Genomic DNA, 25,169 nt, shown 5'->3' with positions numbered 1-25,169 from the left:
ATCGGCACTCGTACGCTTCTCCCCAACCACTGGAGGCAACCTTAAAGATGGCAAACATGTCCAACCTCGGAACACCGGAGCAACTCCGCGATCCGAACTATATGCCGCCGATCGCGAAAGCGATCCCGCTCGGCATCCAGCATGTGCTGGCAATGTTCATTTCCAACGTGACGCCCGCGATCATCGTCGCCGGTGCGGCCGGATTCGGCTTCGGATCGAACTCCCCGGACTTCCCGGTCCTGCTCTACATGATCCAGATGTCGATGCTGTTCGCCGGCGTCGCAACCCTGATCCAGACCATCGGCGTCGGCCCCGTCGGTGCGAAGCTGCCGGTGGTCCAGGGCACGAGCTTCGCGTTCCTGCCGATCATGATCCCGCTGGTCGCGGGCCAGGGTGTCGAGGCGTTGCCGGCCCTGTTCGGCGGCGTGCTCGTCGGCGGCCTGTTCCATGCGCTGCTCGGCACGTTCATCGGCAAGATCCGGTTCGCGCTGCCGCCGCTGGTTACGGGGCTCGTCGTCTTGATGATCGGGCTGGCGCTGGTGAAGGTCGGCATCCAGTATTCGGCGGGTGGCGTGCCCGCCATCGGCAAGCCGGAATATGGCAGCCTGCAGAACTGGGCCGTCGCCGGCAGCGTCATCGTCGTGACCCTCGGGCTCAAGTTCTTCGCCCGCGGCATGTGGTCTGTTGCGGCCGTGCTGATCGGCCTGATCGTCGGCTACATCTTCGCCGCCGCTCTGGGCATGGTGAGCTTCGCCAATCTGGGCCGGGCCGCCGTCTTCGAGGTGCCGGAATTCTTCCCCTTCGGGATCGAATTCACGACTGCCGCGATCGTCGGTTTCTGTCTGATGGCCTTCGTCTCGGCGGTTGAAACCGTCGGCGACGTGTCGGGCATCGCCAAGGGTGGTGCCGGCCGCGAGGCCACGGATGAGGAAGTCGTCGGTGCGACCTACGCCGACGGCCTGGGCTCCGCGGTCGCGGGCCTGTTCGGCGGTCTACCGAACACCTCGTTCAGCCAGAATGTCGGCCTGGTGGCCATGACCGGTGTCATGAGCCGCCATGTGGTGACGCTCGGTGCGATCCTGCTGGTCGCCGCCGGGCTGTTCCCGAAGGTCGGTGCGCTGATCACGACGATCCCGATCGAGGTGCTCGGGGGCGGCGTCGTGGTGATGTTCGGCATGGTGGCCGCCGCGGGCATGTCGATGCTCGCGGACGTGACCTGGAACCGGCGCAACATGATCATCTTCGCCGTGTCGCTGGCGTTGGGTCTCGGGCTGCAGCTCGAATCGGGCGCGCTCCAGCATGTCCCGGACTCGATCCGGGTGCTGCTCGCCTCGGGCCTGCTGCCGGCCGCGTTCATCGCGATCATCCTGAACCTCATCCTGCCGGAACAACTGGCAGACGATGCGGCCCAGGCGGGTGGTGACGACTGACCGTCAGACGAATATCCGAAACGGAGAAGCCCCGGCCGGTCGCCGGGGCTTTTTCTTTGTCGGGGCCCGGATTTCAGCGAAAGCGGACTTCGTGGGCATTGACTGCTCAATCCGGCATCACCCCGGACATACCCAATGCAGTAAAACCCCGGATTTCCGGCGATCCGCGATGGCACGGCGTTTGCTCATCCATGTGGGAGAGCGCGCGCCGTTTCGGACGTCTTGCGGCGGGCCATGATCGCAACATTCGGAACCCTGATGTCGTACGCACTTGCACACGCTCAAATAAGCCAGTCCCAACTGGTGCCGACCAACGGCATCGAGATGCACATGGTCGAGGCCGGTGACGGACCGCCGCTGACCTTCATTCACGGGCTGGGGTGGGACGAGCAGATGTGGGTGCCGGCGCTCGAACGCTATTCGGGCAGCTATCGCTGCATCGCCGGGGATAGCCGCGGCCATGGCCTGTCGTCCCAACCCGCCGGCCCCTACACCATGGCGCAGTTCGCCGACGACTGGGCCGGCGCGCTCGCATCCGTTTCGGCCCTGCCGGGTTGCGTGGTCGGGCTTTCCCAGGGCGGCATGGTGGCGCAGGCGCTCGCCACGCGGGCGCCCCATCTGATCGACGCGCTGGTGCTGGTCAGCACCACCTGCAAGGCCGACCCGCAGACCGCCGCGAACATGTCCGAACGGCTGGAGAGCATGCACCAGACGGGCGCGCGCGCCGGGGCCGAGATCGCAGCCACGTCCATTTTTTCCGAAGGGTTTCGCGCCGCCAACCCCGGCTATATCGAGGCCTTCATCGACGCCCGGGCCGCCCAGCCGCAAGCGCCGCTGATCTCGGCCATGGCGGCGCTGCAGGACTTCGACTACAGCGCCGGCCTCGAAGCGCTCGACATTCCCACGCTCGTGATATCGGGCAGCGAAGACGCCCTGACGCCACCGGACGCCGTGCGCGAAGTGGCCGACCATATCCCGGGTGCCGAACTGGTCGAGATGCCGGGCGCGGGGCACATCATCCCCGCCGAGCAGCCCGAGGCCTTCTACGCCATCATCGACCGCTTTCTGTCGCGACACTATGCGGCCACGAACCGCCCCATCCAGGAGCCCATAAATGTTTGAAACCATCATCAAGGGCGGACGCGTCATCGACCCCGCCACCGGCCATGACGGCATCGCCGATATCGCGATACGCCGCGGCAAGATCGTCGCCATCGACAAGAATCTTTCTCCCAAACAGGGCAAGAAGATCGTCAATGCCAAGGGCCATCTCGTGCTGCCCGGCCTGATCGACACCCACGGACATATCTTCGAGCATGTCAGCGGCGAGTTCGGACTGAACCCCGACGCGGTGGGGGTGTATTCCGGCGTGACATCGGTCTGCGACCAGGGCGGGCCGAGCCCGCTGACGGTGGGCGGTTTCAAGAAATTCATCGCCGAGCCCGCCAAGACCGACGTGCGCTGTTTCCTGTCCTCCTACCTGGCCGGGGGGCTCTACGGGCACAAATATGTCGACCTCTACGGGCCCGTCGGGATCGATGTCGGGGCGATCGAACAGAGCTATGCCGAGAATCCCGACCTGATCTGCGGCCTCAAGATTCACGCCGAGCCGGGGGGCTATTCGCGCTGGGGCATGAAGTCCCTGAAGAAGGCCAGGAAGGCATCGAAAGCGACCGGCCTGCCGCTCTATATCCATCTCGGCACACTCTGGCCCGAGAAGGACGGCAAGGCCATCGACGTCAAGAAACTGGTCAAGGAGATCGTCCCGCTGCTCGGCGAGGGCGACATCCTGGCCCATCCGTTTACCCGCCATGACGGCGGGTTCGTGTCGAAGGGCAAGGTTCACCCGGTCCTGAAAAAGGCCATCGACCGCGGTATCAAACTGGATGTCGGGCGCGGCTCGCATTTCAGCTACGAGAACGCCGTGGCGGTGATGGAAGCGGGCATCATTCCCGATACGCTCGGCGCGGACCTGCACGGCTACAACGCCCGCGCGGAATCCGCCTACAACGTGAACGGCCAGTTCCGGCCCGAGGAAGAGCCGACCGAGGTGGATGATACCGTGCCGTTCTCCCCCACATTCAGCCTGGTGCATTGCATGGCGGAAATGATGGCCATCGGCATTCCTCTTGCGCAGGTCGTCGCCATGGTCACCTCCAACGCCGCGGCCATGATGGGCAAGTCGGACACGATGGGCAGCCTGCAGGTGGGCCGCGTGGCCGATGTCTCGGTCCTGAAGATGACGTCGGGCCGCTACACCTTCGCCGACGGTGCGGGCGTCAAATTCAAGGGCACGCGGCGGTTCACGCCGGTCGTCACCCTGCGCAAGGGCAAGCTCTACGAGCCGGTGTCGGACCTGCTGCCCGAATGGATCCGGCAGGCGGCCTGATCAACGCCCCCCTCGCTTCACGTGCGCAAAACAAAACCTTCCGCAATGTCGGTCCGGCTGGGCAAGCTCACGGAAATCCCCGACGGGTCGGCGCGGGGATATGTGGCCGATCTCGGCAAGACCAGCTGCAAGGTGATCGTGTATCGGGACGGGGACAACGCGCGCGGCTTTGAAGACGCCTGTCCGCATATGGGCGTGCCCCTGCCCTGGGCAGCCGATGCGTATCTCACGCCGGATGGTCGCTATCTTCGCTGCGCCAACCATGGCGCGCTGTTCGATCTGCACGGGGTGTGCGTGTTCGGGCCGTGCAAGGGCGAACAGCTCACGCCGCTCCCGATCGAGGTGAAACGCGGCGATGTCTGGCTGTTGGTCGGGGGCAAGGCCGCCGCTTCACGTCAACAATCAAAGCCGGGAAGAAAGACATGATGATACCCGTCGAAAACCGCGACGCGCGCATCCAGGATTCATCGAAGAAGATCGAGAGCCCGTTTGCCGTCGACCCGAGCCTGTGTCTGTACAGCCCGCAGGACAATTATGATTCGCTCGGCCATCCGCGCATCGCGGAATGGATCGACTTCGTGAAGACGGACTATGTGCCGGACCTGCCCGACGCCGCGCGCCGCGTGCTGCTGTTCATGCCCTGCACCAAGACAAAACCCTACCCGTTCTCCACCGAGCATCAGGCGATCAACCAGCGCCTGCTCGACAGCGGCTTCGCGCCCACCGGACGACTGTACCTTCCCCAGGAACTGCAGGCGCGGCTCGGCGACGGTTTTTCACCCGAAGTACTGAACCTGTCACCGCTCGCCCGCGCGGACGGGACGGTGATTCACCGCATGGTGATCTCCGAACCCATGGCGGTGGTCCCCTATGAGCATATCGCCGAATTTCACGGCAATTCGTCCCCGGCGGTCGCCTATGACGACCCGGGGCTGTTCGAAAATCGCGGCAATGCAGTCTCGCCCTGGCGCGCGGATTCGACGGCGGTGCGCGTCTCGGCGAACCTCTGGAAATGGGGTGATGAGGAACGTCGGCACTATGTCCTGATGCACAACGTCATGGCAGAGGTGCTGGCGGCGGTCGTGGACCGGATCGGCGGGCAGTACAGCGATATTATCTCCTGGGTCGCGCCCGGCCTGACCCATCGCAGCTTCGTCATCGCGCGCGACGCGCGGGCCGAAAACAAGGTGGTCTCCCGCCGCAAGGTCGGCGACGGCTGGATGCAACTCATCGGCGCCAACGATCTTCTGCCCCCGGAGCGGCACATCGAATGCCTGCCGACGATCGCGCAATGCCGGGGCGCGGTCGCGCGTCTGTCCGTGCGGCTGGGGACCGATGCCCGGCAGGCCAACGCGGTCTACGCCCGCGGCGGCGTGAACGCCACGCCGCTGGCGTTGCCCGAATTGCTCGATCTCCTGATCGAGCGGCTGGCGCCGGTGGCCGATCTCAAGACCGCGTAGCGGCTTATCCGGTTCGCAGAATTTCGCGCAGACGAAGCGGCGTGACCGGCAGGCGCGTGATCGCGCCGGGCCGGCCGATGGCCGCACCGATGGCGGCCGCGACCGCCGCGCCGGCACCGGTGACACCCGGGTCGCCGCCGCTTTTCAGCGCCAGCGGGTTGGTGGTGCTCGGCGATTCCTCCAGGACGAGGCACTCGATATCGGGCACTTCGGCCGCCGTCGGCATCAGATAGTCGGCGAAGGTGACCGACAGGGGTTGGCCATTTTCGTCGTAGAGGAACTCCTCGAACAGCGCGCCGCCGATTCCCTGGACCGCACCCCCGACGAGCTGCCCCTCGACCAGCATGGGGTTCACCGCGCGGCCGATATCGTAGGCGACGGCGAAACGTTCGATCGTGACACCGGCCGTGAGCGGGTCGACGGTGACGGCGGCCAGCTGGGCGCCGAAGGAATAAGTCGCGCGGTCATTCTCAAAGGTCTCCTCGACCGCGATGCAGGGCGCGTCGCGCGTGCGCAGGATCTCGGCGGCCGCCGCGGCGACCGTCAGCGACGGACCTTCGCCGATCGTGTCTGACACCCCGATCACGCCATCCACGATGTCCAGTGATTCGGTCGGTGCCTGCAGGAGTTCCGCCGCCTTTTCCAGAAGCTTCGCCCGCACCTTCGTCGCCGCCTTGTGGGTCGCATTACCGGTCATCACCGTGACCCGGGACGCGCGCGCGCCCTGGCCCCGGGCGATCCGGTCGGTCTGGCCATGGGTCACGGTGATGCCCGCATAGTCGATACCGAGGGTCTCCGCGCAGATCTGGGCGATTACGGTCTCGACGCCCTGGCCGACGGAGGCGACGCCGGTGATAACTTCGACGGACCCGTCGCCGGCCATTTCGACTCGGACATCGTCGAACGGGCCGTCGCCGCCGAGCTCGACGAAACAGATGACGGCGGCGCCGGCCATTTCCCCCGCCGCGCGGCGCGCATCCATGTCGGCTTGCAGGGCGTCGTAACCGACATGATCAAGGAAGCGCGCAAGGGATTTGGGATAGTCGCCGCTGTCGTAGAAAATTGGTTTCCCGCCGATGTCGAACGGCCGCGCATACGGCATTTCATCCGGGCCGATGAGATTCGTCCGGCGCACGGCCAGCGGATCGAGGTCGAGCGCGGCGGCGATGCGGTCCATCAGTTGCTCGCGGACGAAGGTCGTCTCGTAGCGGCCCGGCCCCCGATAGGTGCCCGCGGGTGTGATGTTGGTCAGGCGGATATGCCCGGTCGCGCGATAGGCCGGAATCTTGTACGGCCCGGGCAGCATGGTCGCCGAGACGACGGGCACCGTCGCCCCATGGGTGCGCGCGTAGGCACCCTGGTTGAACCAGAACTCGTCGTCGATCGCGAGAATCAGCCCGTCAGCACCGGTCGCAGCCCGTATCCGGTGGGTCTGTTCGCGGGAATGATTGGCCGCGGTGAGATGCTCCATCCGGTCCTCGATCCACTTTACCGGCCGCCGGTACCGCATTGCCGCGAGGTTGACCAGCACCTCGTCGGGATAGATCTCTCCGCGCACGCCGAAGCCGCCGCCGACATGGCCCTCGAACAGATGCAGGCGGTCGAGTTCGAGTCCAAGCAGGTCGGCCAGCGCGATGCGGTTGGTGTGCGGGATCTTGGCCGCCGCGTGGAATTCGAGCCGGTCTGCACTGTCGTTCCAGAACGCCAGCGCGCCACGCGTCTCGAGCGGCACACCGGCATGGCGGCCGACCGAGAATTCGCATTCGACGATATGGGCCGCACCGGTGAAAGCCTCCTCGATGTCGCCATAACCCTTCACGAAGACCGCCGGCTCGGTGCTGACGCCCGGCGAGAACGCCGCGGGCGGGTCCATCAGCTCGACAACCGGCGGCAGCGCCTCGATATCGGCCCAGATCAATTCCGCGGCGTCCTCGGCGCGATAGGCATCGTCGGCAAATACGACCGCCATCGGCTCGCCAACATAGCGCACGAACCTCTGGGCCAGCACATGCTGGCGGCATTTCTCCAGGTCCTGCATGGCGCTGCCGGGCCGCAGATTGATCGGCGGCACATCGGCGACGTCAGCGCCGGTCCACACGGCAAAGACGCCGGGGGCCGCCGCGGCCGCGTCGGTGTCGATGGCGCGGATACGGCCATGAGCGACCGGTGAACGCACGACACGCATGTGCAGCTGGCCGTCGAAATTCTGGTCCCCGGCGAAACGACCCGTGCCGGTCAGCAGGGGACCATCCTCGAGCCGCAGGACGCTTTCGCCGATCATGGTCATGCGCCATCCTCCGTCCGGTCCAGGACGGCGCGCACGGCCCGCAGGATGTTGCGGTAGCCGGTGCAGCGGCACAGATTCGACGCCATGAACTCGCGCAGCTCGTCGTCGCTGACGGGCGCGCCGCGCTCCACGATCCAGGTCGCCAGCATTAGCATCCCCGGGGTGCAGAAGCCGCACTGCAGGGCGTGATGTTCGTGGAAGGCCTGCTGCAGCGCGTTGAAGGCGCCGTTGTCGTCCAGGCCCTCCACGGTACGAATCCGCTTGCCGTCGGCCTGCACGGCGAACATCAGGCAGGCGCGTACCGGCTGCTCATCGACCAACACTGTACAGGCACCGCACACGCCATGCTCGCAGCCGACATGGCTGCCCGTAAGCCCGCACCCTTCGCGCAGGGTATCGACCAGCGAATACCGCGGCTCGACCTCGACCCCATGGTCGGTGCCGTTGACGTTGAGATGTATCCGCATCGTCGCCACTCAGACCCGCCCCGTGCCCGTCGCATCTTCGAGCGCGCGCAAAACCATCGCCCGCACGAGGTCGCGGCGCATGTCCGCCGTCGCCTGCCGGTCGGTGAGCAGATCCTCGATAGCGTCCGCGGCAGCTGTGGCGGCTTCGGCAAAATGTGCGTTGTCGGGCGCGCCGCCAACCAGAACCGCCTCCGCCGCCGCACAACGCCAGGGAACTTCCGTGGCACCACCGACGCCGATCCGGGCCGCCATGATGCGCCCGTCGCACAATTCGATCGCAGCCACCGATTGCACGATCGCAAAATCGCCGGCCCGGCGGCTGAACTCGGCGAAACCGCAGCGCCAGTCGGGCCCGAGCGCCGGCAATTCGATCTCGCACAGCACGTCGCCATCCGCCAGATCGGTGACCAGTGCCGCGTGAAAGAAATCCGCCGCCGCGATGCGGCGCTCTCCGCCGGCATCCCGCGCGATCATCACGGCGTCGAGGGTCCGCGCCAGGGTGCACCATTCCGACGCCGGGTCGCCATGGGCCAAGGACCCGCCGAACGTCCCGCGCATGCGGATCGGCAGGTGGGCGATATGCCGGGCAATGCGCGGCAACAGACGGTCGAGCGGCCCGTCCAGCCCCGGTGCTTCGAACTGCACATGGCGGGTGAGCGCACCGATGCGCAGGCGGTCGGCGTCGATGCGCAGATAGGCGGCGTCCGGAACCGGGTTCACGTCGACCAGTACTGCGGGTTGCGCCAGCCTGAAATTCATCACCGGGACGAGGCTCTGGCCACCGGCGAGGATCACCGCGTCGTCGCCATATTCAGCAAGCAGGGCGGCGGCGGCGTCCCAGCTTTCGGCGGCGACATAATCAAAGGAAGCGGGTTTCATGGGTCCGGAGAGCCGGGCTAATTCGAACGAAATGACGGTGAAAGCTTACGCGATCGATCCCCCGCAGGACAGGCCGCGCACTGCCTGTTATTTGTGCAGACGGCCTTCCGACTGACCAGAAAAATTCCGCCCAAACGCTGCGAAACCGCCATTCCCGGCGGGTTTCGGTCGCGCATGGCGCTGGCCCGTGCCTTGCAATGTCTGGCGCGCAAGGCGGACACTTCTGATTCCGCGCAACTGCGCCCGGCATCCTGCCAACACGAAACCCGACCCAGCGCCCGGCGCCTGGAACCAGATGGAAACCGACATGACCCGAGAAACCCTTGTACTCCGCGTACCCACCCGCGACCCCGGCGATGTCGCCTCGCTCGAGGCCCTGTTCGACAGCGGCGCGATCGCGCCCGACGAAGTCGTCGCCATCTTCGGCAAGACCGAGGGCAATGGCTGCGTCAATGATTTCACCCGCGCCTATTCCGTTGACATGCTGAAGTACATGTTCGCCGAGCGGCTCGGCTGCAGCCGCGACGAGGTCGCCGAGCGCGTCGCCATGGTGATGTCGGGCGGCACCGAAGGCGGCCTGTCGCCGCACCTGCTTATCGTCAGCATTCGCGAGCACCCCGACGGACACGCGCCCACCGGCCTGCCGACCCTGGCCGTCGGCACCGCCTTCACGCGTGATTTCCTGCCCGAGGAACAGGGCCGCATGACCATGGTCCACGAGACCGCCGACGCGTTCCGGCGCGCCATGAAGTCCGCGGGTATCGAATCCCCCGATGACGTGCATTTCGCTCAAGTGAAGTGCCCCCTCCTCACATCCGAGCGTATCGCCGATGCCCATGCGCGCGGCCAGAAGGTCGTCACGGAGGATACCTATGCCTCAATGGGATATACGCGCGGCGCCTCGGCACTCGGTGCTGCACTGGCGCTGGGCGAACTGACCGAGGAACAGATCACCGAGGACGCCATCAACCGCGACTGGTCGCTGTTTTCCGGCCGTGCCAGCGCCTCCGCCGGGGTCGAACTGCTCAACAACGAGATCATCGTGCTCGGCAACTCGACCCAATGGGCCGGCGACAAGGTCATCGCCCATGACGTCATGCAGGATGCGATCGACGCACCCGCCTTGTGGCGCGCCATCGAAGGTGCCGGCCTCGGGTCACCGCCGCAACTGGATGATACGGCGCGGGCGCGACTCGATGCGGTGCTGTGCAAGGCCGAACCTTCGACGACCGGCGAGATCCGCGGCAACCGCCACATCATGATCGACGACAGCGACATCAACGCCACCCGGCATGCCCGCGCCGTCGTCGGCGGCATGGTGGCGGCGGCGGTCGGGCGCACGGACGTGTTCGTGTCCGGCGGCGCGGAACATCAGGGCCCCGACGGCGGCGGCCCGGTCGCCGTCATCGCAACACGCTAGCCGAAGTGCCGGCCAACCCGAACCAAGAGGACAATATGGAACTTCACGGCAAGACAGCCTTCGTGACCGGCCCGGCCAAGGGCATGGGCCGCGCGATCTCACTCGCGCTGGCGCGCGAGGGCGCAAACCTCGTACTGGCTGGTCGCGATCTCGCACCCATCGAGACCGTCGCCGCCGAGGCGACCGCACTAGGTGTGCAGGCCCTCGTCAGCCGCTGCGACGTGACCAGCCCCGACGACGTTTCGCAATCCGTCGCCGACGGCATCGCCGCCTTCGACCAGATCGATATCCTGGTCAATGTCGCGGGCGGTACGGGCCCGCTCGGCAAGTCGGGAATCGAGACCACGCCGGAGGAGTTCGACCAGATCGTGGAGCTCAACCTGAAGGGCTGCTTCCTGACCATGCGCGCCGTCCTGCCGGGCATGGTCGCGCAGGGTGGCGGCAAGATCGTCAATGTGGGCGGCACCTTCGGGATGCGCGGTCGCGCCGGGCGCCTGAGCTACAGTTCGTCCAAATGGGGGCTGCGCGGCCTGACCAAGAGCTTTGCGCTCGAAGTCGGCCCGGACAATATCAACGTCAACTGCGTCGCCCCGGGCATGGTCGACGGCCCCCGGTTCCAGTCGGTGTGCACCGAGATGGCCGAGCGTCTTGGCATCACGCTGGATGAAGCGCGCGCGAAGCACGCCGAGGATTATGCACTGCGCCGCGTGTCCACCGACGAAGACATCGCCAACGCGGTGCTGTTCTTCGCCAGCGACCTCTCCCGCCAGATCACCGGCCAGGACCTGGCCGTCGACGGCGGCTGGGTGATCTGATCATGCAGACCGGATTCGGCGGCCGCCATGTCTGGACCGTGGGCGACGACGCCGTCAGCCTCGTCCGTCCCGTCTCCCCGCCGCGGCCGTTCCGCTTCGCGGCGCAACCACATCCGGTGATTATCGACATGGCGCGCACGGCGCTGGTCGTGGTCGACATGCAGAATGATTTCATCCACGAGGATGGATGGTTCGCGGGCAAGGGCATCGACCCCGGACCGCTGCGCGCGCCCATCCCGGCGGTCAACCGGCTTTCGGCCTTCGCGCGCGAAAAAGACATGCCGGTCATCTGGCTGAACTGGGGCGTTCGGGCGGACGGCCTGAACCTGCCGCCATCCCTCGCCTATGTCGGCAATCACGCACCGGGCGGGCGCGGCTACACGGACCCCGACCCGGACGGCCGTGGCAACGCGCTGGAACGCGGGAGCTGGGGAGCTGCAACCTACGATGCCCTCGCAACCAATCCCGCCGACATCGTCATCGACAAGTCGCGCTATGGCGGTTTCACCGACAACGACTTCGATGGCGTGCTGCGCAATCTCGGGGTGCACAGCCTGATCTTCACGGGCATCAACATCGACCGCTGCGTGTTCGCGACCCTGACCGAGGCGACCTTTCGCGGCTATGACGCGATCCTGGTCGAGGACGCCGTCGCGACCCCGTCACCGGCGGCCTGCACCGAGGCCGTCCATTTCCTCGTGGACAAGCTGTACGGCTTCCGCGCGACTTCCCCATCCATTCTGGCCGGCACGGCCGAGGACATTTCATGACCACCCACGCAGACCTCGTGATCGACAACGGCACCATCGTGACCGAAGACAAGACCTTCCGGGCCTCCATCGCGATCCGCGACGGAAAGATCGTCGGCGTCGGGCCTGCCGACGAGATGCCGGCCGCCGACGAGAAAATCGATGCATCGGGTCTGCATATCCTGCCCGGCGTGATCGATGTGCATGTGCATTTCCGCGAACCGGGCATGGAAGAAAAAGAAGATTGGGAGACCGGCTCGACGGCCGCCGTCATGGGCGGGGTCACAACCGTTTTCGAGATGCCGAACACCGACCCGCCCGTGGATACGGTCGCGCATTACGAACTCAAGATGTCACTGGCGCGGGCAAAATCCCATTGCGATTTCGGCATCTACGGCGTTCTCGGCGAACATAATCTCGATCAGCTCGAACCCCTGGCCGAGGCCGGCGCCATCGGCTTCAAGCTGTTCCTCGGCAACACGACAGGCAATTTGCCCTGCCCATCGGACGGCGCGGTTCTGGAGGGCTTCGAGATCCTGTCGCGGCTGGGCAAGCGCTGCGCCATCCATGCGGAAAATTCGCCGATCCTGTTCTGGCGCGAGGACCGCCTGAAGGCCGCCGGGCTCGAAGCGCCGCACTATCATCTCGCCGCGCGCGCGGATATCTGCGCGTTGGAGGCGCTGTCAAAAAGCTGCGTACTGGCCGAGTGGACCGGCGCACGTATTCATATTGCCCATGAGAGCACGTCACTTTCACTACCCTATATCCGCTTCTACAAGGAGCGCGGCGTCGACCTGACCGTGGAGACCCTGCCGCAATATCTCTACCTGTCCGTGGACGACATGGATCAGCCCGGCGGCGAGAAACTGCGCATGAACCCGCCCATTCGCGAGCCCTATCACCAGGCCCCGCTATGGGACGCGATGCTGGACGGGACGATCGACATGATCTCCACCGACCATGCACCCCACACCCCCGCCGAGAAGGCCGGGAACCGCATCTGGGACGTGGCCTGCGGCTTCCCGGGCATCGAGACCTCCCTGCCGCTCATGCTGACCGCCGTGCATGAAGGCCGACTGACCCTGAACCAGTATGTGAAGATCAGCTCGGCCAATCCGGCACGGGGCTGGGGCCTCGAGGGCCGGAAAGGCGCGATCCAGCCCGATGCGGATGCCGATCTGGTCCTGGTCGATCTCGAACGGCGCGAAACGCTGGCGGCGGACAAGCTGCACTCGCGCGGCAAGGTCTCGGCCTTCGAAGGCCGAAACGTAGTCGGCTGGCCGGTGGCCACCCTCGTACGCGGGAAAACCATCATGCGCGACGGCGAACTTACCTCCGCGCCGGGCTGGGGCGAGCCCGTCATCCAGCAGATGCCCGCACCCGCACCGCGTAATCTCGACAAGCACATATCATCGCTTGTCGGCGCATCGCCGGCGCCCGCCGACACCGGTGCCGCGTGAGCGCCCCGGACGCAAAGGCGCGCATCGCCGCCTATATCGACGCGAACTTCGACGACGAGGTCGCGTTTCTGCAGGCGCTCGTACGCCAGCCCTCCGACAATCCGCCCGGTGACTGCGCACCCCATGGGGCGCTGTCCGCGCGCCTGCTCGAGGAGATGGGCTTTCCCGTCGAGGCGTTCGACGTCCCGGCCGAGGTCGCCGCGCGCCATGGCATGGTCAGCGCAACCAACCTGATCGTGCGCCAGACTTTCGGTGCCGGCGGGCCGACGGTGGCCCTCAACGCCCATGGCGATGTGGTGCCGCCGGGCGACGGCTGGAGCCACGACCCCTATGGCGCGGAAATCGTCGACGGCTGGATGTTCGGGCGCGGCGCGGCGGTCTCCAAGTCCGACTACGCCACCTACACATATGCCTTGCGGGCGTTGCAGAACTCGGCGCTGGACCTGAACGGCACAGTCGAGTTGCACTTCACCTATGACGAGGAAACCGGTGGGATGACCGGGCCGGGCTGGTTGCTGGAACAGGGGCTCACGAAGCCGGATTTCGTGCTTTCCGCCGCGCTGTCCTACAACGTGATCGTCGCCCATAACGGCTGCCTGCATCTCGAGGTCACGGTGCGCGGGCTTTCCGCCCATGCCGGACGGCCCGAGACCGGCCATGACGCGCTGGAGGCGACCACGACAATCCTGCAGGCGCTCTACGCCCATCGCGCCGAGCTGGCCGGACGCGCTTCACAAACGCCGGGTATCGGCCATCCGACATTGGTGGTCGGGCTCATCGAGGGTGGCATCAACACCAATGTGGTACCCGACCAGGTCAAGTTCCGGATCGACCGTCGCATCATCCCCGAAGAAAATCCCGAGGCGGTCGAGGCCGAAACCCGCGCCGTAATCGATGGCGTAGCGGCCGACTTGAAAGGTATCTCGGTCCAGACGGACCGAATATTGCTGGCGCGCCCCTTCGCGCCGGTTCCGGGCAGCGATGCGCTCGTCGAGATACTTTGCCGCCATGCCTGCGACGTCATGGGCGAGCCGGTCACCCCCGCCGGGGTGCCGCTCTACACCGATGCACGCCTTTATGCCGAGGCGGGTATTCCCACGGCGATGTATGGCGCCGGCCCCCGTTCCGTTCTCGAAGCCAACGGGCACCGCGCCGACGAACGGATCGCCCTGTCCGACCTTCGCAAGGCGACGAATGTGATCGCACTAACGCTCGCCGAACTCCTCGGCGGATAGGCCCGTCCGGCCCGGGGTGTGCACATTTTTTAGCGCCGCCGTGCACGGCGCGCGTTCAAACGCGGCCCTGCGCAAGAATTGGGCATATTTTTATGTATATTTTTCAATGATTTACTCGTGCACTCGGGACAAGGCATCTGGCACCCGTCTTGCAAATTCTCCGTCAGACACGGAGGTCAGCATGCTCATCACCCAGGAACCGATCTTTCGCCGCTTCTGGTATCCGACCCTGCGGCTCGACGAACTCGAGGACGGCCCGAAGCCCTTTACCCTGCTCGGCGAAGAAATCGTCCTCTGGCAGCAGGGCGACGGGACGCCGGCGGCCCTCGAGGACAAGTGCCCGCATCGCTCGGTGAAACTCTCGGTCGACAGCCTGGTCGTCGACGGCACGTTGCGCTGCGGGTATCACGGATGGCGGTTCGACGGCGGCGGCGGATGTGTGCTCGTGCCCCAGACCCCCGACCTGGCCCCGCCCGAGCGCAACGCCGCCACGGCCTATCATTGCCAGGAACGCTACGGCTATGTCTGGGTCTGCCTTGAGGAACCCGTGCGTGATATTCCGGACCTCCCCTACGCCGAAGACCCCGCGTTCCGGCAGGTCTTCGAGTACGACCAGACCTGGAGTGCGAACGCGCTGCGGATCGGCGAGAACGCCCTCGACGTCTCGCATATCAGCTTCGTCCACCGCGCCACCTTCGGCGAGGACGCCAGCCCGGTGGCCCCGACCCTCGATTTCTTCGACATCGAGGATGGCGTGGGAATCCAGAGCGAAATTCCGGTCGCCAACCGCGAAGACCAGCAGCGCAACCTGAACATCGCCGACGACCATACAACTCGCTACATGACCATCACCTGGCGGCTGCCGGCGGTCTTCACGATCTGTATCCGGTATCCGACCGGGTTGATTCATCAGATCATCGGCTTCACGACGCCGATCGACGACCAGCACACCCATCGCTGCCAGTTCGTCTACCGCAACGATGCGGAAGCGGACGCCACCGCCGAAAGCATTGCGGCGTTCGACCGCCGTGTTGCGGCGGAAGACAAGCTGATCCTCGAATCCGGCGGCCCGGACTATCCGCTCGACCTGCACGCCGAGGCGCATATGTATCTCGACCGCCCCGGAATCCTCATGCGTCAGATGTTGACGGAATGGCTGGACGGCCCGCCCGAGGAACGCGCGAAGTTCGAGACGGCGGCCGAATAACCCCCGCCCCCACGCAATCAGCCGAGTTCGACGGCCGCCTGGAGCAATGCTTCATCCTGGCCCACGGCGCCAACCAGCGAGATGCCGAGCGGGCAACTCTCGACCAGGGCCATCGGCATGCTGATTTGCGGCAGGCCGCCGAGCCCCGCGATACAGCAGATGTTCAGCGTCCGGTTCCGGAAATTCTCAAGCGCGGCCGGGTTGGTGCACTTGCGCGGCGCGGCACCCGCCGCGCTGGGCACGCACAAGACCGTGTGGGCGTCCAGCAGCCCGCGCAGCTGTGCGGTGATTTCCGCGCGCTTCAAGCTCGCGGTTGCGAACGCGTCCCGCGAGATGTCGGCGACGGCGGCGAATCGCTCGTCGACGCCGGGACCGAACTGCGGTTTTACGTCGTCGATCCACGTGCCGTGATTCTGCCACGCCTCATACCCCTGGACGTCACGAAAGACCGCGCGCCACGCCGCCAGGCCGTCCGACGTGAGGGTGATGTGTTCCACCACGTCAAACCGATGCGCCATGACATCGATCGCCGCGCCCACCGGGCCGACCGCAGCCGGCTCCAGCTCCGCCAGTGCGTCATTCACGATCAAGAGGCGCTTGGGCATCGCCTTGGGTTCGAAACCGGGCAGCAGCACCTCACCGACCCGCCGGAACATATCCGGATCGCTTGCAAACCAGCCGACCGTATCGAAACTGTCGGCCAGCGGCACCACGCCGTCGATCGGCACCCGGCCATGGGTTGTGCGAATGCCGAAGACGCCGCAATGGCTCGCCGGAACACGCATGGAGCCGCCCGTGTCGGTGCCCAATGCGGTGTCGCAGACCCCGCCGGCGACGACGGAAACCGACCCGCTGGACGAACCGCCGGGAATCCGGTCCGGTGCGGCGCTGTTGAGCGGGGTGCCGTAATGGAAATTCTCCCCGGCCAGTCCGAACGCCAATTCGTCGGTGATCGTCTTGCCGACAAGCGTCGCCCCTGCATCGAGCAGCGACTGCACGGCAGGCGCGTGCGCCTGAGCCGCCGACATACCCCGCAGAAAGTCCGGGTTGCCGGCGCCGGTTTCGATCCCCGCAACGTCGAACAGATCCTTGGCCGCGAATGTCACACCCTCGAGCGGGCCCTCTTCGGCACCCGCAATCCGGATCATCGCATCGGGCCGAAACGCTCCCAGGCTGTCTTCCATCTTCGCTCTTTCTCTGGTTCCGGTTCACGGTCACCCGGATGTCACACGGACGTCGCGCGGGTCCTGAAAGCGGGATGCCCTGTGAGCACGCACACAAATCTCACAAGGCATCCCTTGACCCACAGGAGGTTGTTCGCCGAAGCCGACGGACCCCGGGCCCTGCAAGGACGGGCCGAGACGTCTGGCGAACGGTGGTCTATCGGGACGTAGCAGAAACTGTGCCATTCGGTGGATCAGCCCCGCACGGCAGGCGAGCCGGGCATTTCGCCAAAGGCGCAGGACAACCGGTCCACGCCCGACTGCCCAACGGGTGGCCACGTCGCAACGTGATTGCCCGCGAAACAGGCAGGCGGGCGGGCCGTGGCGCCGTATTGCTTGCGCAGCGCGTGGCACGAAACTTGAACATGTCTGGTCAGACAGGTGACCGAATACGCCCCAACGAAGACAGGCAAAGCATGAGACCGACACAATATTGGCAGGACATGTCGACGGAGGATTTCGCCGAACTCGACGCACGCACGATCGCCGTCCTCCCCGTCGCCGCGATTGAACAGCATGGGCCGCATCTGCCGGTCTATGTGGACAGCTGCATCAACGAAGGGATCATCGCGCGGACCCTCGAGCGCGTACCCGACGACCTGGCCGTTACCGTCCTGCCGACAATGCCCGTCGGCAAGAGCAACGAGCATCTCGCCTTTCCCGGCACCTTGACCCTGAGCGCCGAGACCCTGACGCGCGTGTGGACGGAGATCGGCGAATCTGTCGCGCGTGCCGGCCTTCGGAAACTGGTTCTGTTCAACTCCCACGGCGGTCAGCCCCAGATCATGGATATTGTGGCGCGCGATCTCCGGGTTCGCCTGAACATGTTTGTGGTCACGGTGAGCAGCTACAATCTGCTGGCACCCGAGGGGCTTTTCCCCGATCAGGAGATCCGGCACGGCATTCATGGCGGGTCCGTAGAGACGGCGATCATGCTCCATCTGCGCCCGGACCTGGTGAAGATGGACAAGGCGGAGAATTTTGTACCGGCCTCGATTGCGATGGAGGCGGACTACAGGCATCTGAGGCCCGAGGGCGGGATCGGGTTCGGCTGGCAGGCCCAGGACATCAACCCTTCCGGCGCCGTCGGCAACGCGCTGGATGCGGACGCTGAGCGCGGGAAGCAACTCGTCGAGAACGCCGCAACCGGGTTCGTCGAACTGCTGCAGGAGATCGACCGCTATCCGCTTGAAAACATCAAGGCGCGTACATGAACCGGCGGCCCCTGATCGTGCCGGTCAGGACGGCATGGCAACCCGGCGCATGACCGCCAAATCCTCGGTATCGAGCGGGACCGGCGTCCCGCCATGGATCAGCTCGGCGAACGCCTCGTTGGGGATCATGACGGTCAAGGTATAGAGCTTGCCCGCACCGGTATTCTCGACCACATGCTCCGCGCCGGGCGGGACCACGATCGAATCCCCCGCCGCGAGCGCCACGGTTTCACCGTCGCAATAGGCCACGCCCTCACCGGCCAGCACGTAGAACATCTCGTGGGCGACGGCGTGAGAGTTCGGCGGGGTTTTGCCGCCGACGGCATACACCTCGACGATCGCGGTGAAACCGATCCCCGCCGTCCCGTCGGCGACCGGATCGGCGATACAGATCATGTAGTTGGTATCCCCGGGGCTGATCCGAAACGCCTTGTAGTCGCCGGTCCGCCGTACAATCAGGCTCATGACGATGTCTCCAGCCCGGCTTGTATGGCGTCGGACTCCGCGACAAATCCGAAAATCTGCTTCACGTTATAGACCGTGGCATCCATGCAAAACGCCGGCGATGTCGTGGCCGTGCAGTCACGCACCATCACGCAGTCATAGCCGAGAAAATTGGCATCCTGCAGGGTGCACATCACGCATTGATCGGCGTTGACACCGGCAAACAGGATCGTCTGAACGCCCAGATTGCGCAGAATGCTGTCGAGGGGCGTGTCCCAGAACCCGCTCATGCGGAACTTGTCGACCTGAATATCCTGGGGCTCAATCGCCAGTTCATCCACCACGGCGGCGGCCCAGGAATCCTTCTCCAGCACCGGCGCATCGCTGCCGGGTAGCGGGTCTCCCAGCCCGACACCGTCCCCGCTCGGCTTGTAGACATGGATCAGGGACGGGCTGAGGTTGAGCCGGTCGGGCCGGTTGCCCCAGTTGAGCCAGATCACGGGGACCCCGGCGTCGCGCAACGCCGGCACCAGTTTCTGCAATGGCGCAATCGGTTTTCGTGCCGGCGCGACATCGACCCCGATATGGGCGAGCCAGCCCTCGGGGTGACAGAAATCATTCTGCATATCGACCACGATGATGGCCGTTCGCGCGAGATCGATCGTGAGATTCTGAGGCGCGGCATCGAACGCCATCGGGCGGGCAGGAACCGAGGCCCGCACGAGATCGGCGTCGGTTGAACTCACCTGCCACTGGTTCTTCGGGGCACTTCCAAGAGGGTTCATAGGACATCCATGGGTCGCGATCGTGTTGCCTGAAAAATATGCACGATACATGCCACCGAGCATGGCGGACCGATGTGGCGATTTTCGCGACGAACCGGGTGTCCGACTGCCCAAGCCGGGCGCAGCTTGCCCAATATTTCAGCGCAATTCGGGCCGAAACGGGATTCCGGCGCCGGAAATGCGGGTCCGCCGCACGGCACGGTAGTTGCAAACCTTTGCGGAGAAACCGACACCCGTTCCATCCTGGAGCTTCGATCATGCTTGCGACCCAACAGAATATTCTCCGCCGCTTCTGGTATCCTGTCATGCCGGCCGAGAGCCTGCTCGACGGCCCCCAGCCGTTCACACTCCTGGGCGAAGATATCGTCGTCTGGATGGGTCCGGACGGCGAACCGGCAGCGGCCACCGACCGATGCTGCCATCGGTCCGCCAAGCTGAGCCGTGGTTGGGTCGAAGACGGCAACATCGTGTGCGGTTATCACGGCTGGACCTATGACTGTACCGGCACCTGCATCGACGTCCCCCAGCAGATGAAATCCGATCGCGGGACCAATTTCGCGATCCGGACCCACAATGCCGCCACGCGCTATGGCTATGTCTGGGTGTGTCTGGACAGCGAGCCGCTGGCGGAGGTTCCGGAAATCGATGAAGCAGAGGACCCGGCCTATCGCCTGATCCCGCAATTTTATGAAGTCTGGAACTGCGCCGGCCTGCGCCTGATGGAAAACAGTTTCGACAACGCCCATGTGGCCTTTACCCATCGCAAAAGCTTCGGCATGCAGAACGAGCCCGATCCAGGCGAGATCGAGCTCGAGGAAACACCGGGCGGACTTGTCATGCGCAGCGAACTGGAGGTCGCCAACCCCGACATCGGGAAAAAAATGCTGGGCACCGATTCAGACCGGACGGTGCGCACATTCACCACCACATGGTTCATGCCCTTCGTGCGCCGGTTGCGCATTCAGTACCCCAACGGTCTCATCCACGTAATCGTCACCTGCGCCACCCCTATCGACGATAAATCCTCGATGGTCATTCAGTTCGCGGCCCGCAGCGACACCGAAGCGGATGTGCCGGCGGCGGACATCAACGCCTTCGACCGCCAGGTCACGGACGAGGACCGATACATCCTCGAGACCACGGCCTACGACGTGCCGCTCGACCTGTCGGCGAAGTCCGAGGCGCATATGCCGTCGGATCGGCCGGGCATGATGATGCGCAACAAATTACGCGCGCTGCTGGCCGAGCATGGCGAGGCGGAAGCCACGAACGCCTATCCGATCGGACAGGCAGCGGAATGAACGCCTTCGCCAAAACCCCCGACGCTCGCGACTTCTGGCTCACCAACGCACAGGTTTCCGGATGCCTGCTGGGGGCCGTTCCCGATGGCGCGCCGGCGCATGACGACGACCTCTTCGGTGTCGATCTCCATATTTCAGACGGCGTCATCGAAGCGGTCGAGGCCGCGGGGACCGCGCCTTCCGCGGCCGCCGCGCTGGACCTCGACGGCGGGCAGGTCTGGTCGGGCCATGTGGATCTGCACACCCATATCGACAAGGGCCACACCTGGCCGCGCGCCCAGAATCCCGACGGCACCCATGCGGGTGCACGCACGGCGGTGCAGTCGGACCGCAACGCGAGCTGGGATGCCGAAGACGTCCGGCGGCGCATGGATTTCACGCTCCGCGCCGCCTACGCCCACGGCACCCGCGCCATCCGCACCCATATCGACAGCATCCCGCCGCAACCCGATCTGAGCTGGCCCGTCTTCGCCGACATCCGTGACGCATGGGCCGGCCGGCTGGAGCTCCAGGCCGTCAGCCTTATCCATCTTCGCTTCTTCAAGGATCGCGATGCGATGCGGGAAATCGCCGACGTGGTCGCCGAACATGGCGGCATCTTCGGCGCGGTCACCGCGGTGGAAGAGAATGCGGAAGAGCTGGTCGATTTCGTCTTCGAACTGGCGACGGAACGCGGTCTCGACCTCGATTTTCACGTCGACGAAACCCTCGACCCCAGCGCCACCACGCTGCGCACCATCGCGGAGGCGGCCCGGCGGCGCGATTTCCAGGGCGGAGTAAATTGCGGTCATTGCTGTTCGTTGTCGGTGCAGGACGAGGGCTATGTAGAAGAGACCCTCGGTGTCATCGCGGAAACCGCGATGTCCATCGTCAGCCTGCCCATGTGCAACATGTACCTGCAGGCTCGCGGGCCCGTACACACGCCGCGAAACCGCGGTGTCACCCTGCTGCACGAATTGCGGGTGCACGGCGTACCGGTGTCCGTTGCCTCGGACAATACCCGCGATCCGTTCTACGGTTTCGGCGACCTGGACATGCACGAGGTGTTCACCCAGGCCGTGCGTATCGCCCATCTGGACCGTCCCTACACGGACTGGCCGCAGGCCGCGACCGTCACCCCGGCTTCCGTGATGGGGCTCGCCGACACCGGGGTCATCGCGCCCGGCGCAGCTGCCGACCTGGTCCTCTACCGGGGTCGAGGTTTCTCGGAGCTGCTCAGCCGGCCACAGTTGGACCGCATCGTTCTGCGCGGGGGAAAGGCCATCGACACCACCCCGCCGGACTACCGCGAGCTGGACGACCTGTTTGACGACGGGCCTTGAGAATGGTCGGGCACGCAGACGCCTTCGAGACACCAGAGGCACGCGCCCTCAGTGAGACCGACAAGCAACGGCTGATTGACGCCCTAGGCGACATTCCGCACTCGACGGATATGTCCCGGGTCAAAAAGAAGTCGCTCGATTTCTACTGGTATAGCCCCGTCCTGAAACCACGCCTGGCAGCGAAGCGTGGCGACATCCTGGTCACGCCGCGCCAAGAAGCTGACGTGACCAAGATTCTGTCAATTTGTGCAGAGCTCGAGATCCCTGTCACGGCGCGCGGGGCGGGTACCGGCAATTATGGCCAGGCCGTCCCGCTCGTGGGCGGTGCCGTGCTCGATATGATCCAGATGGACAAAGTTCTATGGACAAAGCCAGGCCTCGTGCGGGTTCAGGCCGGGAAACTCATGCTCAAGCTCGATAGGGAAATCCGCGCCACAGGCTGGGAACAAAGGATGTTCCCATCGACCAAACGCACCGCGACAATCGGCGGATTTGTGGCTGGCGGTTCGGGCGGCGTTGGTTCCGTGACACATGGCGTCCTCGGAGATCGCGGAAACATCAACGCGGCACGCGTCATCACCTGTGAGAAGGCCCCTCGAATTCTGGAATTACGCGGCGATCAGGCCAACGCCGTTAACCACGCCTATGGGACAACCGGCATCATAACCGAGCTTGAAATGCCGCTGGCACCGACGTGGCCATGGCGCGACGTTGTCGTGAGCTTCAACAGTTTTGCAGCCGCGGCAAATTTCGGGCAGCAACTGGCCCTTTCAGACGCCATCGTAAAAAAACTGGTCACGCCGATCGCCTGGCCAATCCCCTCTTTCTTTCCCCGCCTCGAGGGGCAACTCCCGGACGGATATGACATCGTGATCTGCATGATCGCGGAGTCTTCGATGCAAGGCTTTACCGATCTGGTTGCCGCGCATGGAGGCGACGTGGTCTATGACGTGGACGCGCAGTCGGTCGAAGATGATCCCTCATCCGTACTGCCGCTGTACGAGTACACCTGGAACCACACCACCCTGCACGCCATGAAGGTCGACAAGTCCTTCACCTACCTGCAAAGCTTGTTTCCCCCTGAAAACAGCATGGCTGTGGTCGACCATATGATTCGCAAATTCGGCGACGAAGTTCCCATGCACCTGGAAATGATCCGATCTGGCGGTCAGGTCATCACCTGCGGATTACAGCTTGTCCGGTTTTCAACCGAGGAACGGCTGAACGAAATCATCGCCTATCATGAAGCCAACGGCGTCGCGATTGCCAATCCTCATGTATGGACCCTGGAAGACGGATCACCTGACAAAGCGGTATCCACCGACCAGAGCATTTTCAAAAGACACGCTGACCCAATGGGCCTGCTGAATCCTGGCAAGATGCGAAGTTTTCTTCCCGCTGCTGCCTGATCAATCCCGAATCACAGGTACGAGGACGCAGGACGGCGCCTCGCCGCCGTGTAATATCGTGACCGTTGTAATCGGGACATCCATTGAGCGCGCATCACGGTCTGCGGTTCCGGTTCCCGTATTGAGCGCGTGTGCCGGGAAGCTCGCCAGGGCAATCGACAAGCGCAGGGCCCGACCCTTCTCCAGACAGGCGACAACAGGCCGGAGTTCAACTTCGATTGGGGTCGTGACATCGCCGACGGCAACCCGACGATACCCCTCGGTCAGATTGATCACGCGGCCGTCGGGCAGGACCTCAGACAGGACCAGCGAAAGATCGAAACTTTCCTGATCGCCCCGGCAATGAATCACGACACGGGGTGTCCCTGCCAGCTTCAAGTCCTGCACCAACGGTGCCGTGGTGAAGGTGCCCACATCGCTTCGCGCATCTGTTTCGGAACGATCCACGCGCCCCCCGGGATCATCGGAATGCCCTCCCGAGGTGGGTGTCGGACGCCACGGGTCCATGACAATCGGGTCAGCGCTCAGCCCATCAGTGCTGTACTCAACCAACTCCCCGGATCCTGGTATCAGCGCTGCCCGACCGGCACCTGAGAGATAGAACGGCGTCGGTTCCGGATCGGGAAAAGCATCGAATTCCCGCCAGGAATTGCTGCCAAGCTCGAACAGTCGCACAAACGGCTCGTCGTTACCGCGACCTGTCGGCTCCTTTAGCCATCGGTCGAACCACGCAACCAGCGCGCTGTCGATATTGCTTTCCGCCGCCGAACCGGAATGGCCCGCAGGGTGCCAGCCAGTCCAGTTCATATGGGTCCACGGACCAACAATCAGTGACTGCGGAGCGGATGTTTTGGCGACCAGATCTCGATACGCCGCAAGCGTCCCCGGCAGCATCAGGTCATACCAACCCCCCACATGCAGGACCGGTACATCAAGGCCATCGAGCTTTCCGGCCGGCGAAATCCGGTCCCAATACGGACCCGGCGCAGGCTGCGAGACCCAATCCGAATAATGTCCATATTCCGGACGGTCCATAAGCAGGTCAGGCTTGCAGGGAACCGGTCCGCCGAGCGGAAATGCAGACAAACCCCGCCGCAAAGCAGTATAGGCCTCCTCGTCACCGGCCAGACGCGCTTCTTCCGCCGCCATCTGAATCCCCCAACCGATATTCGGGGCCAGATAGAACGCGCCGCCCTCATAGACCCAATCATCATGAATGCCGTACCCGATCATGGCCGGTGCCAAGGCATGCAATGGCCTCGCACTGCCCGCTTCCGACATCAACGCCGACGCGGCGAGCAGCTGGCTTACGCCCTGATAGGAGAACCCGTACATCCCAACCTTCCCGCTCGCGCCGGGCAACGCCGCCGCCCAGCGAACGGCATCCGCGCCGTCCTCCGCATCGTTGGCAAACAGAGCATAGGTGCCGCCGGAAGTTCCCCGACCGCGAATGTCCTGGATAACGACGATATAGCCATGGGCGGCAAACCAACGCGGGTGTGCGAGAACAACTGTCGAGGCAATACGGCGGCCATAGGGCTGTCGCATCAGCAGAACAGGAAACGTCTCGTCCGGGCGCTTTGGTTCGGGTCGGTAGATATCGGCATCAAGAGTGACACCATCACGGGTCAACATGGATACGGTTTCCACCGCCCGAACGGAATATGGGGTCA

At 64.7% G+C, this 25,169-nt stretch carries 22 protein-coding genes; 15 read left to right on the top strand and 7 right to left on the bottom strand.

All coding sequences use genetic code 11. From position 1 onward, the window contains the following. The first annotated feature begins 47 nt into the window (after positions 1-47). From ABJ363_05645 to ABJ363_05625, 5 genes are all read left to right on the top strand, one after another. Positions 48-1,430: a nucleobase:cation symporter-2 family protein gene (locus ABJ363_05645; protein MEP4378465.1), complete on the top strand. Its 1,383-nt coding sequence runs from the start codon at positions 48-50 to the stop codon at positions 1,428-1,430. Positions 1,431-1,688: 258 nt separating this feature from the next. After that, positions 1,689-2,552, top strand: a complete 864-nt coding sequence (locus ABJ363_05640; protein ID MEP4378464.1) for an alpha/beta fold hydrolase — start codon at positions 1,689-1,691, stop codon at positions 2,550-2,552. Further along, entirely contained in the window at positions 2,545-3,819 is a 1,275-nt protein-coding gene (locus ABJ363_05635) for an amidohydrolase/deacetylase family metallohydrolase (protein MEP4378463.1), read from the top strand. Before ABJ363_05640 ends, ABJ363_05635 begins: the two co-directional genes overlap by 8 nt. 45 nt (positions 3,820-3,864) lie before the next feature. Beyond that, positions 3,865-4,245: a Rieske 2Fe-2S domain-containing protein gene (locus tag ABJ363_05630; GenBank protein MEP4378462.1), complete on the top strand. Its 381-nt coding sequence runs from the start codon at positions 3,865-3,867 to the stop codon at positions 4,243-4,245. Then, a complete protein-coding gene (locus ABJ363_05625) occupies positions 4,242-5,279 on the top strand; it encodes a hypothetical protein (GenBank protein MEP4378461.1) in 1,038 nt (345 codons plus the stop codon). Before ABJ363_05630 ends, ABJ363_05625 begins: the two co-directional genes overlap by 4 nt. 4 nt (positions 5,280-5,283) lie before the next feature. Here the strand turns inward: ABJ363_05625 and ABJ363_05620 are convergent, their stop codons facing one another. Genes ABJ363_05620 through ABJ363_05610 form a run of 3 tightly spaced genes read right to left on the bottom strand, consistent with a single transcriptional unit; the run spans position 5,284 to position 8,912 of the window. Beyond that, positions 5,284-7,566 (bottom strand): xanthine dehydrogenase family protein molybdopterin-binding subunit, encoded by a 2,283-nt coding sequence (locus ABJ363_05620; GenBank protein ID MEP4378460.1) that lies wholly within the window; start codon positions 7,564-7,566, stop codon positions 5,284-5,286. Beyond that, positions 7,563-8,033 (bottom strand): (2Fe-2S)-binding protein, encoded by a 471-nt coding sequence (locus ABJ363_05615; protein MEP4378459.1) that lies wholly within the window; start codon positions 8,031-8,033, stop codon positions 7,563-7,565. Before ABJ363_05615 ends, ABJ363_05620 begins: the two co-directional genes overlap by 4 nt. A 9-nt stretch (positions 8,034-8,042) precedes the next feature. Continuing rightward, positions 8,043-8,912: an FAD binding domain-containing protein gene (locus ABJ363_05610; protein MEP4378458.1), complete on the bottom strand. Its 870-nt coding sequence runs from the start codon at positions 8,910-8,912 to the stop codon at positions 8,043-8,045. Positions 8,913-9,219: 307 nt separating this feature from the next. On the opposite strand from ABJ363_05610, the gene ABJ363_05605 reads away from it, so the two are divergent. The 6 genes from ABJ363_05605 to ABJ363_05580 all read left to right on the top strand — a co-directional run bounded on the left by ABJ363_05605 (position 9,220) and on the right by ABJ363_05580 (position 15,798). After that, positions 9,220-10,332 carry a ring-opening amidohydrolase gene (locus ABJ363_05605; GenBank protein MEP4378457.1) on the top strand — a complete coding sequence of 371 codons (1,113 nt, stop codon included), beginning with the start codon at positions 9,220-9,222 and terminating at the stop codon, positions 10,330-10,332. Positions 10,333-10,367: 35 nt separating this feature from the next. Next, positions 10,368-11,147 carry an SDR family oxidoreductase gene (locus ABJ363_05600; protein ID MEP4378456.1) on the top strand — a complete coding sequence of 260 codons (780 nt, stop codon included), beginning with the start codon at positions 10,368-10,370 and terminating at the stop codon, positions 11,145-11,147. Positions 11,148-11,149: 2 nt separating this feature from the next. Beyond that, complete coding sequence (locus ABJ363_05595; protein ID MEP4378455.1) at positions 11,150-11,917, top strand: cysteine hydrolase; 768 nt, start codon at positions 11,150-11,152, stop codon at positions 11,915-11,917. Continuing rightward, positions 11,914-13,356: a dihydroorotase family protein gene (locus ABJ363_05590; GenBank protein MEP4378454.1), complete on the top strand. Its 1,443-nt coding sequence runs from the start codon at positions 11,914-11,916 to the stop codon at positions 13,354-13,356. The genes ABJ363_05595 and ABJ363_05590 overlap by 4 nt, the downstream gene beginning before the upstream one ends. Beyond that, the gene (locus ABJ363_05585; protein ID MEP4378453.1) at positions 13,353-14,591 is read left to right on the top strand and encodes a M20/M25/M40 family metallo-hydrolase; all 1,239 of its coding nucleotides are present in this window, start codon (positions 13,353-13,355) and stop codon (positions 14,589-14,591) included. Before ABJ363_05590 ends, ABJ363_05585 begins: the two co-directional genes overlap by 4 nt. 181 nt (positions 14,592-14,772) lie before the next feature. After that, a complete protein-coding gene (locus ABJ363_05580) occupies positions 14,773-15,798 on the top strand; it encodes an aromatic ring-hydroxylating dioxygenase subunit alpha (protein MEP4378452.1) in 1,026 nt (341 codons plus the stop codon). Between the two features lie 17 nt (positions 15,799-15,815). On the opposite strand, the gene ABJ363_05575 is transcribed toward ABJ363_05580, so the two are convergent. Then, positions 15,816-16,982: an amidase gene (locus ABJ363_05575; GenBank protein ID MEP4378451.1), complete on the bottom strand. Its 1,167-nt coding sequence runs from the start codon at positions 16,980-16,982 to the stop codon at positions 15,816-15,818. Between the two features lie 455 nt (positions 16,983-17,437). On the opposite strand from ABJ363_05575, the gene ABJ363_05570 reads away from it, so the two are divergent. Then, entirely contained in the window at positions 17,438-18,235 is a 798-nt protein-coding gene (locus ABJ363_05570; GenBank protein ID MEP4378450.1) for a creatininase family protein, read from the top strand. Between the two features lie 24 nt (positions 18,236-18,259). On the opposite strand, the gene ABJ363_05565 is transcribed toward ABJ363_05570, so the two are convergent. Continuing rightward, positions 18,260-18,700 carry a cupin domain-containing protein gene (locus tag ABJ363_05565; GenBank protein MEP4378449.1) on the bottom strand — a complete coding sequence of 147 codons (441 nt, stop codon included), beginning with the start codon at positions 18,698-18,700 and terminating at the stop codon, positions 18,260-18,262. Then, on the bottom strand, positions 18,697-19,464 hold the full coding sequence (locus ABJ363_05560) for a cysteine hydrolase (GenBank protein ID MEP4378448.1): 768 nt from the start codon (positions 19,462-19,464) through the stop codon (positions 18,697-18,699). Before ABJ363_05560 ends, ABJ363_05565 begins: the two co-directional genes overlap by 4 nt. 257 nt (positions 19,465-19,721) lie before the next feature. On the opposite strand from ABJ363_05560, the gene ABJ363_05555 reads away from it, so the two are divergent. Genes ABJ363_05555 through ABJ363_05545 form a run of 3 tightly spaced genes read left to right on the top strand, consistent with a single transcriptional unit; the run spans position 19,722 to position 23,496 of the window. Then, entirely contained in the window at positions 19,722-20,765 is a 1,044-nt protein-coding gene (locus ABJ363_05555) for an aromatic ring-hydroxylating dioxygenase subunit alpha (GenBank protein ID MEP4378447.1), read from the top strand. Continuing rightward, complete coding sequence (locus ABJ363_05550) at positions 20,762-22,087, top strand: cytosine deaminase (protein MEP4378446.1); 1,326 nt, start codon at positions 20,762-20,764, stop codon at positions 22,085-22,087. The genes ABJ363_05555 and ABJ363_05550 overlap by 4 nt, the downstream gene beginning before the upstream one ends. Before the next feature lie 2 nt (positions 22,088-22,089). After that, complete coding sequence (locus tag ABJ363_05545) at positions 22,090-23,496, top strand: FAD-binding oxidoreductase (GenBank protein MEP4378445.1); 1,407 nt, start codon at positions 22,090-22,092, stop codon at positions 23,494-23,496. On the opposite strand, the gene ABJ363_05540 is transcribed toward ABJ363_05545, so the two are convergent. After that, positions 23,497-25,131 carry a CocE/NonD family hydrolase gene (locus ABJ363_05540; protein MEP4378444.1) on the bottom strand — a complete coding sequence of 545 codons (1,635 nt, stop codon included), beginning with the start codon at positions 25,129-25,131 and terminating at the stop codon, positions 23,497-23,499. Positions 25,132-25,169 lie beyond the last annotated feature (38 nt).

Source organism: Alphaproteobacteria bacterium, assembly GCA_039980135.1.
In the GTDB taxonomy this organism is placed as follows: domain Bacteria; phylum Pseudomonadota; class Alphaproteobacteria; order UBA6615; family UBA6615; genus UBA8079.
The sequence above is the reverse complement of the archived record's forward strand: the minus strand, read 5'-3'. Positions and strand labels throughout refer to the sequence as shown.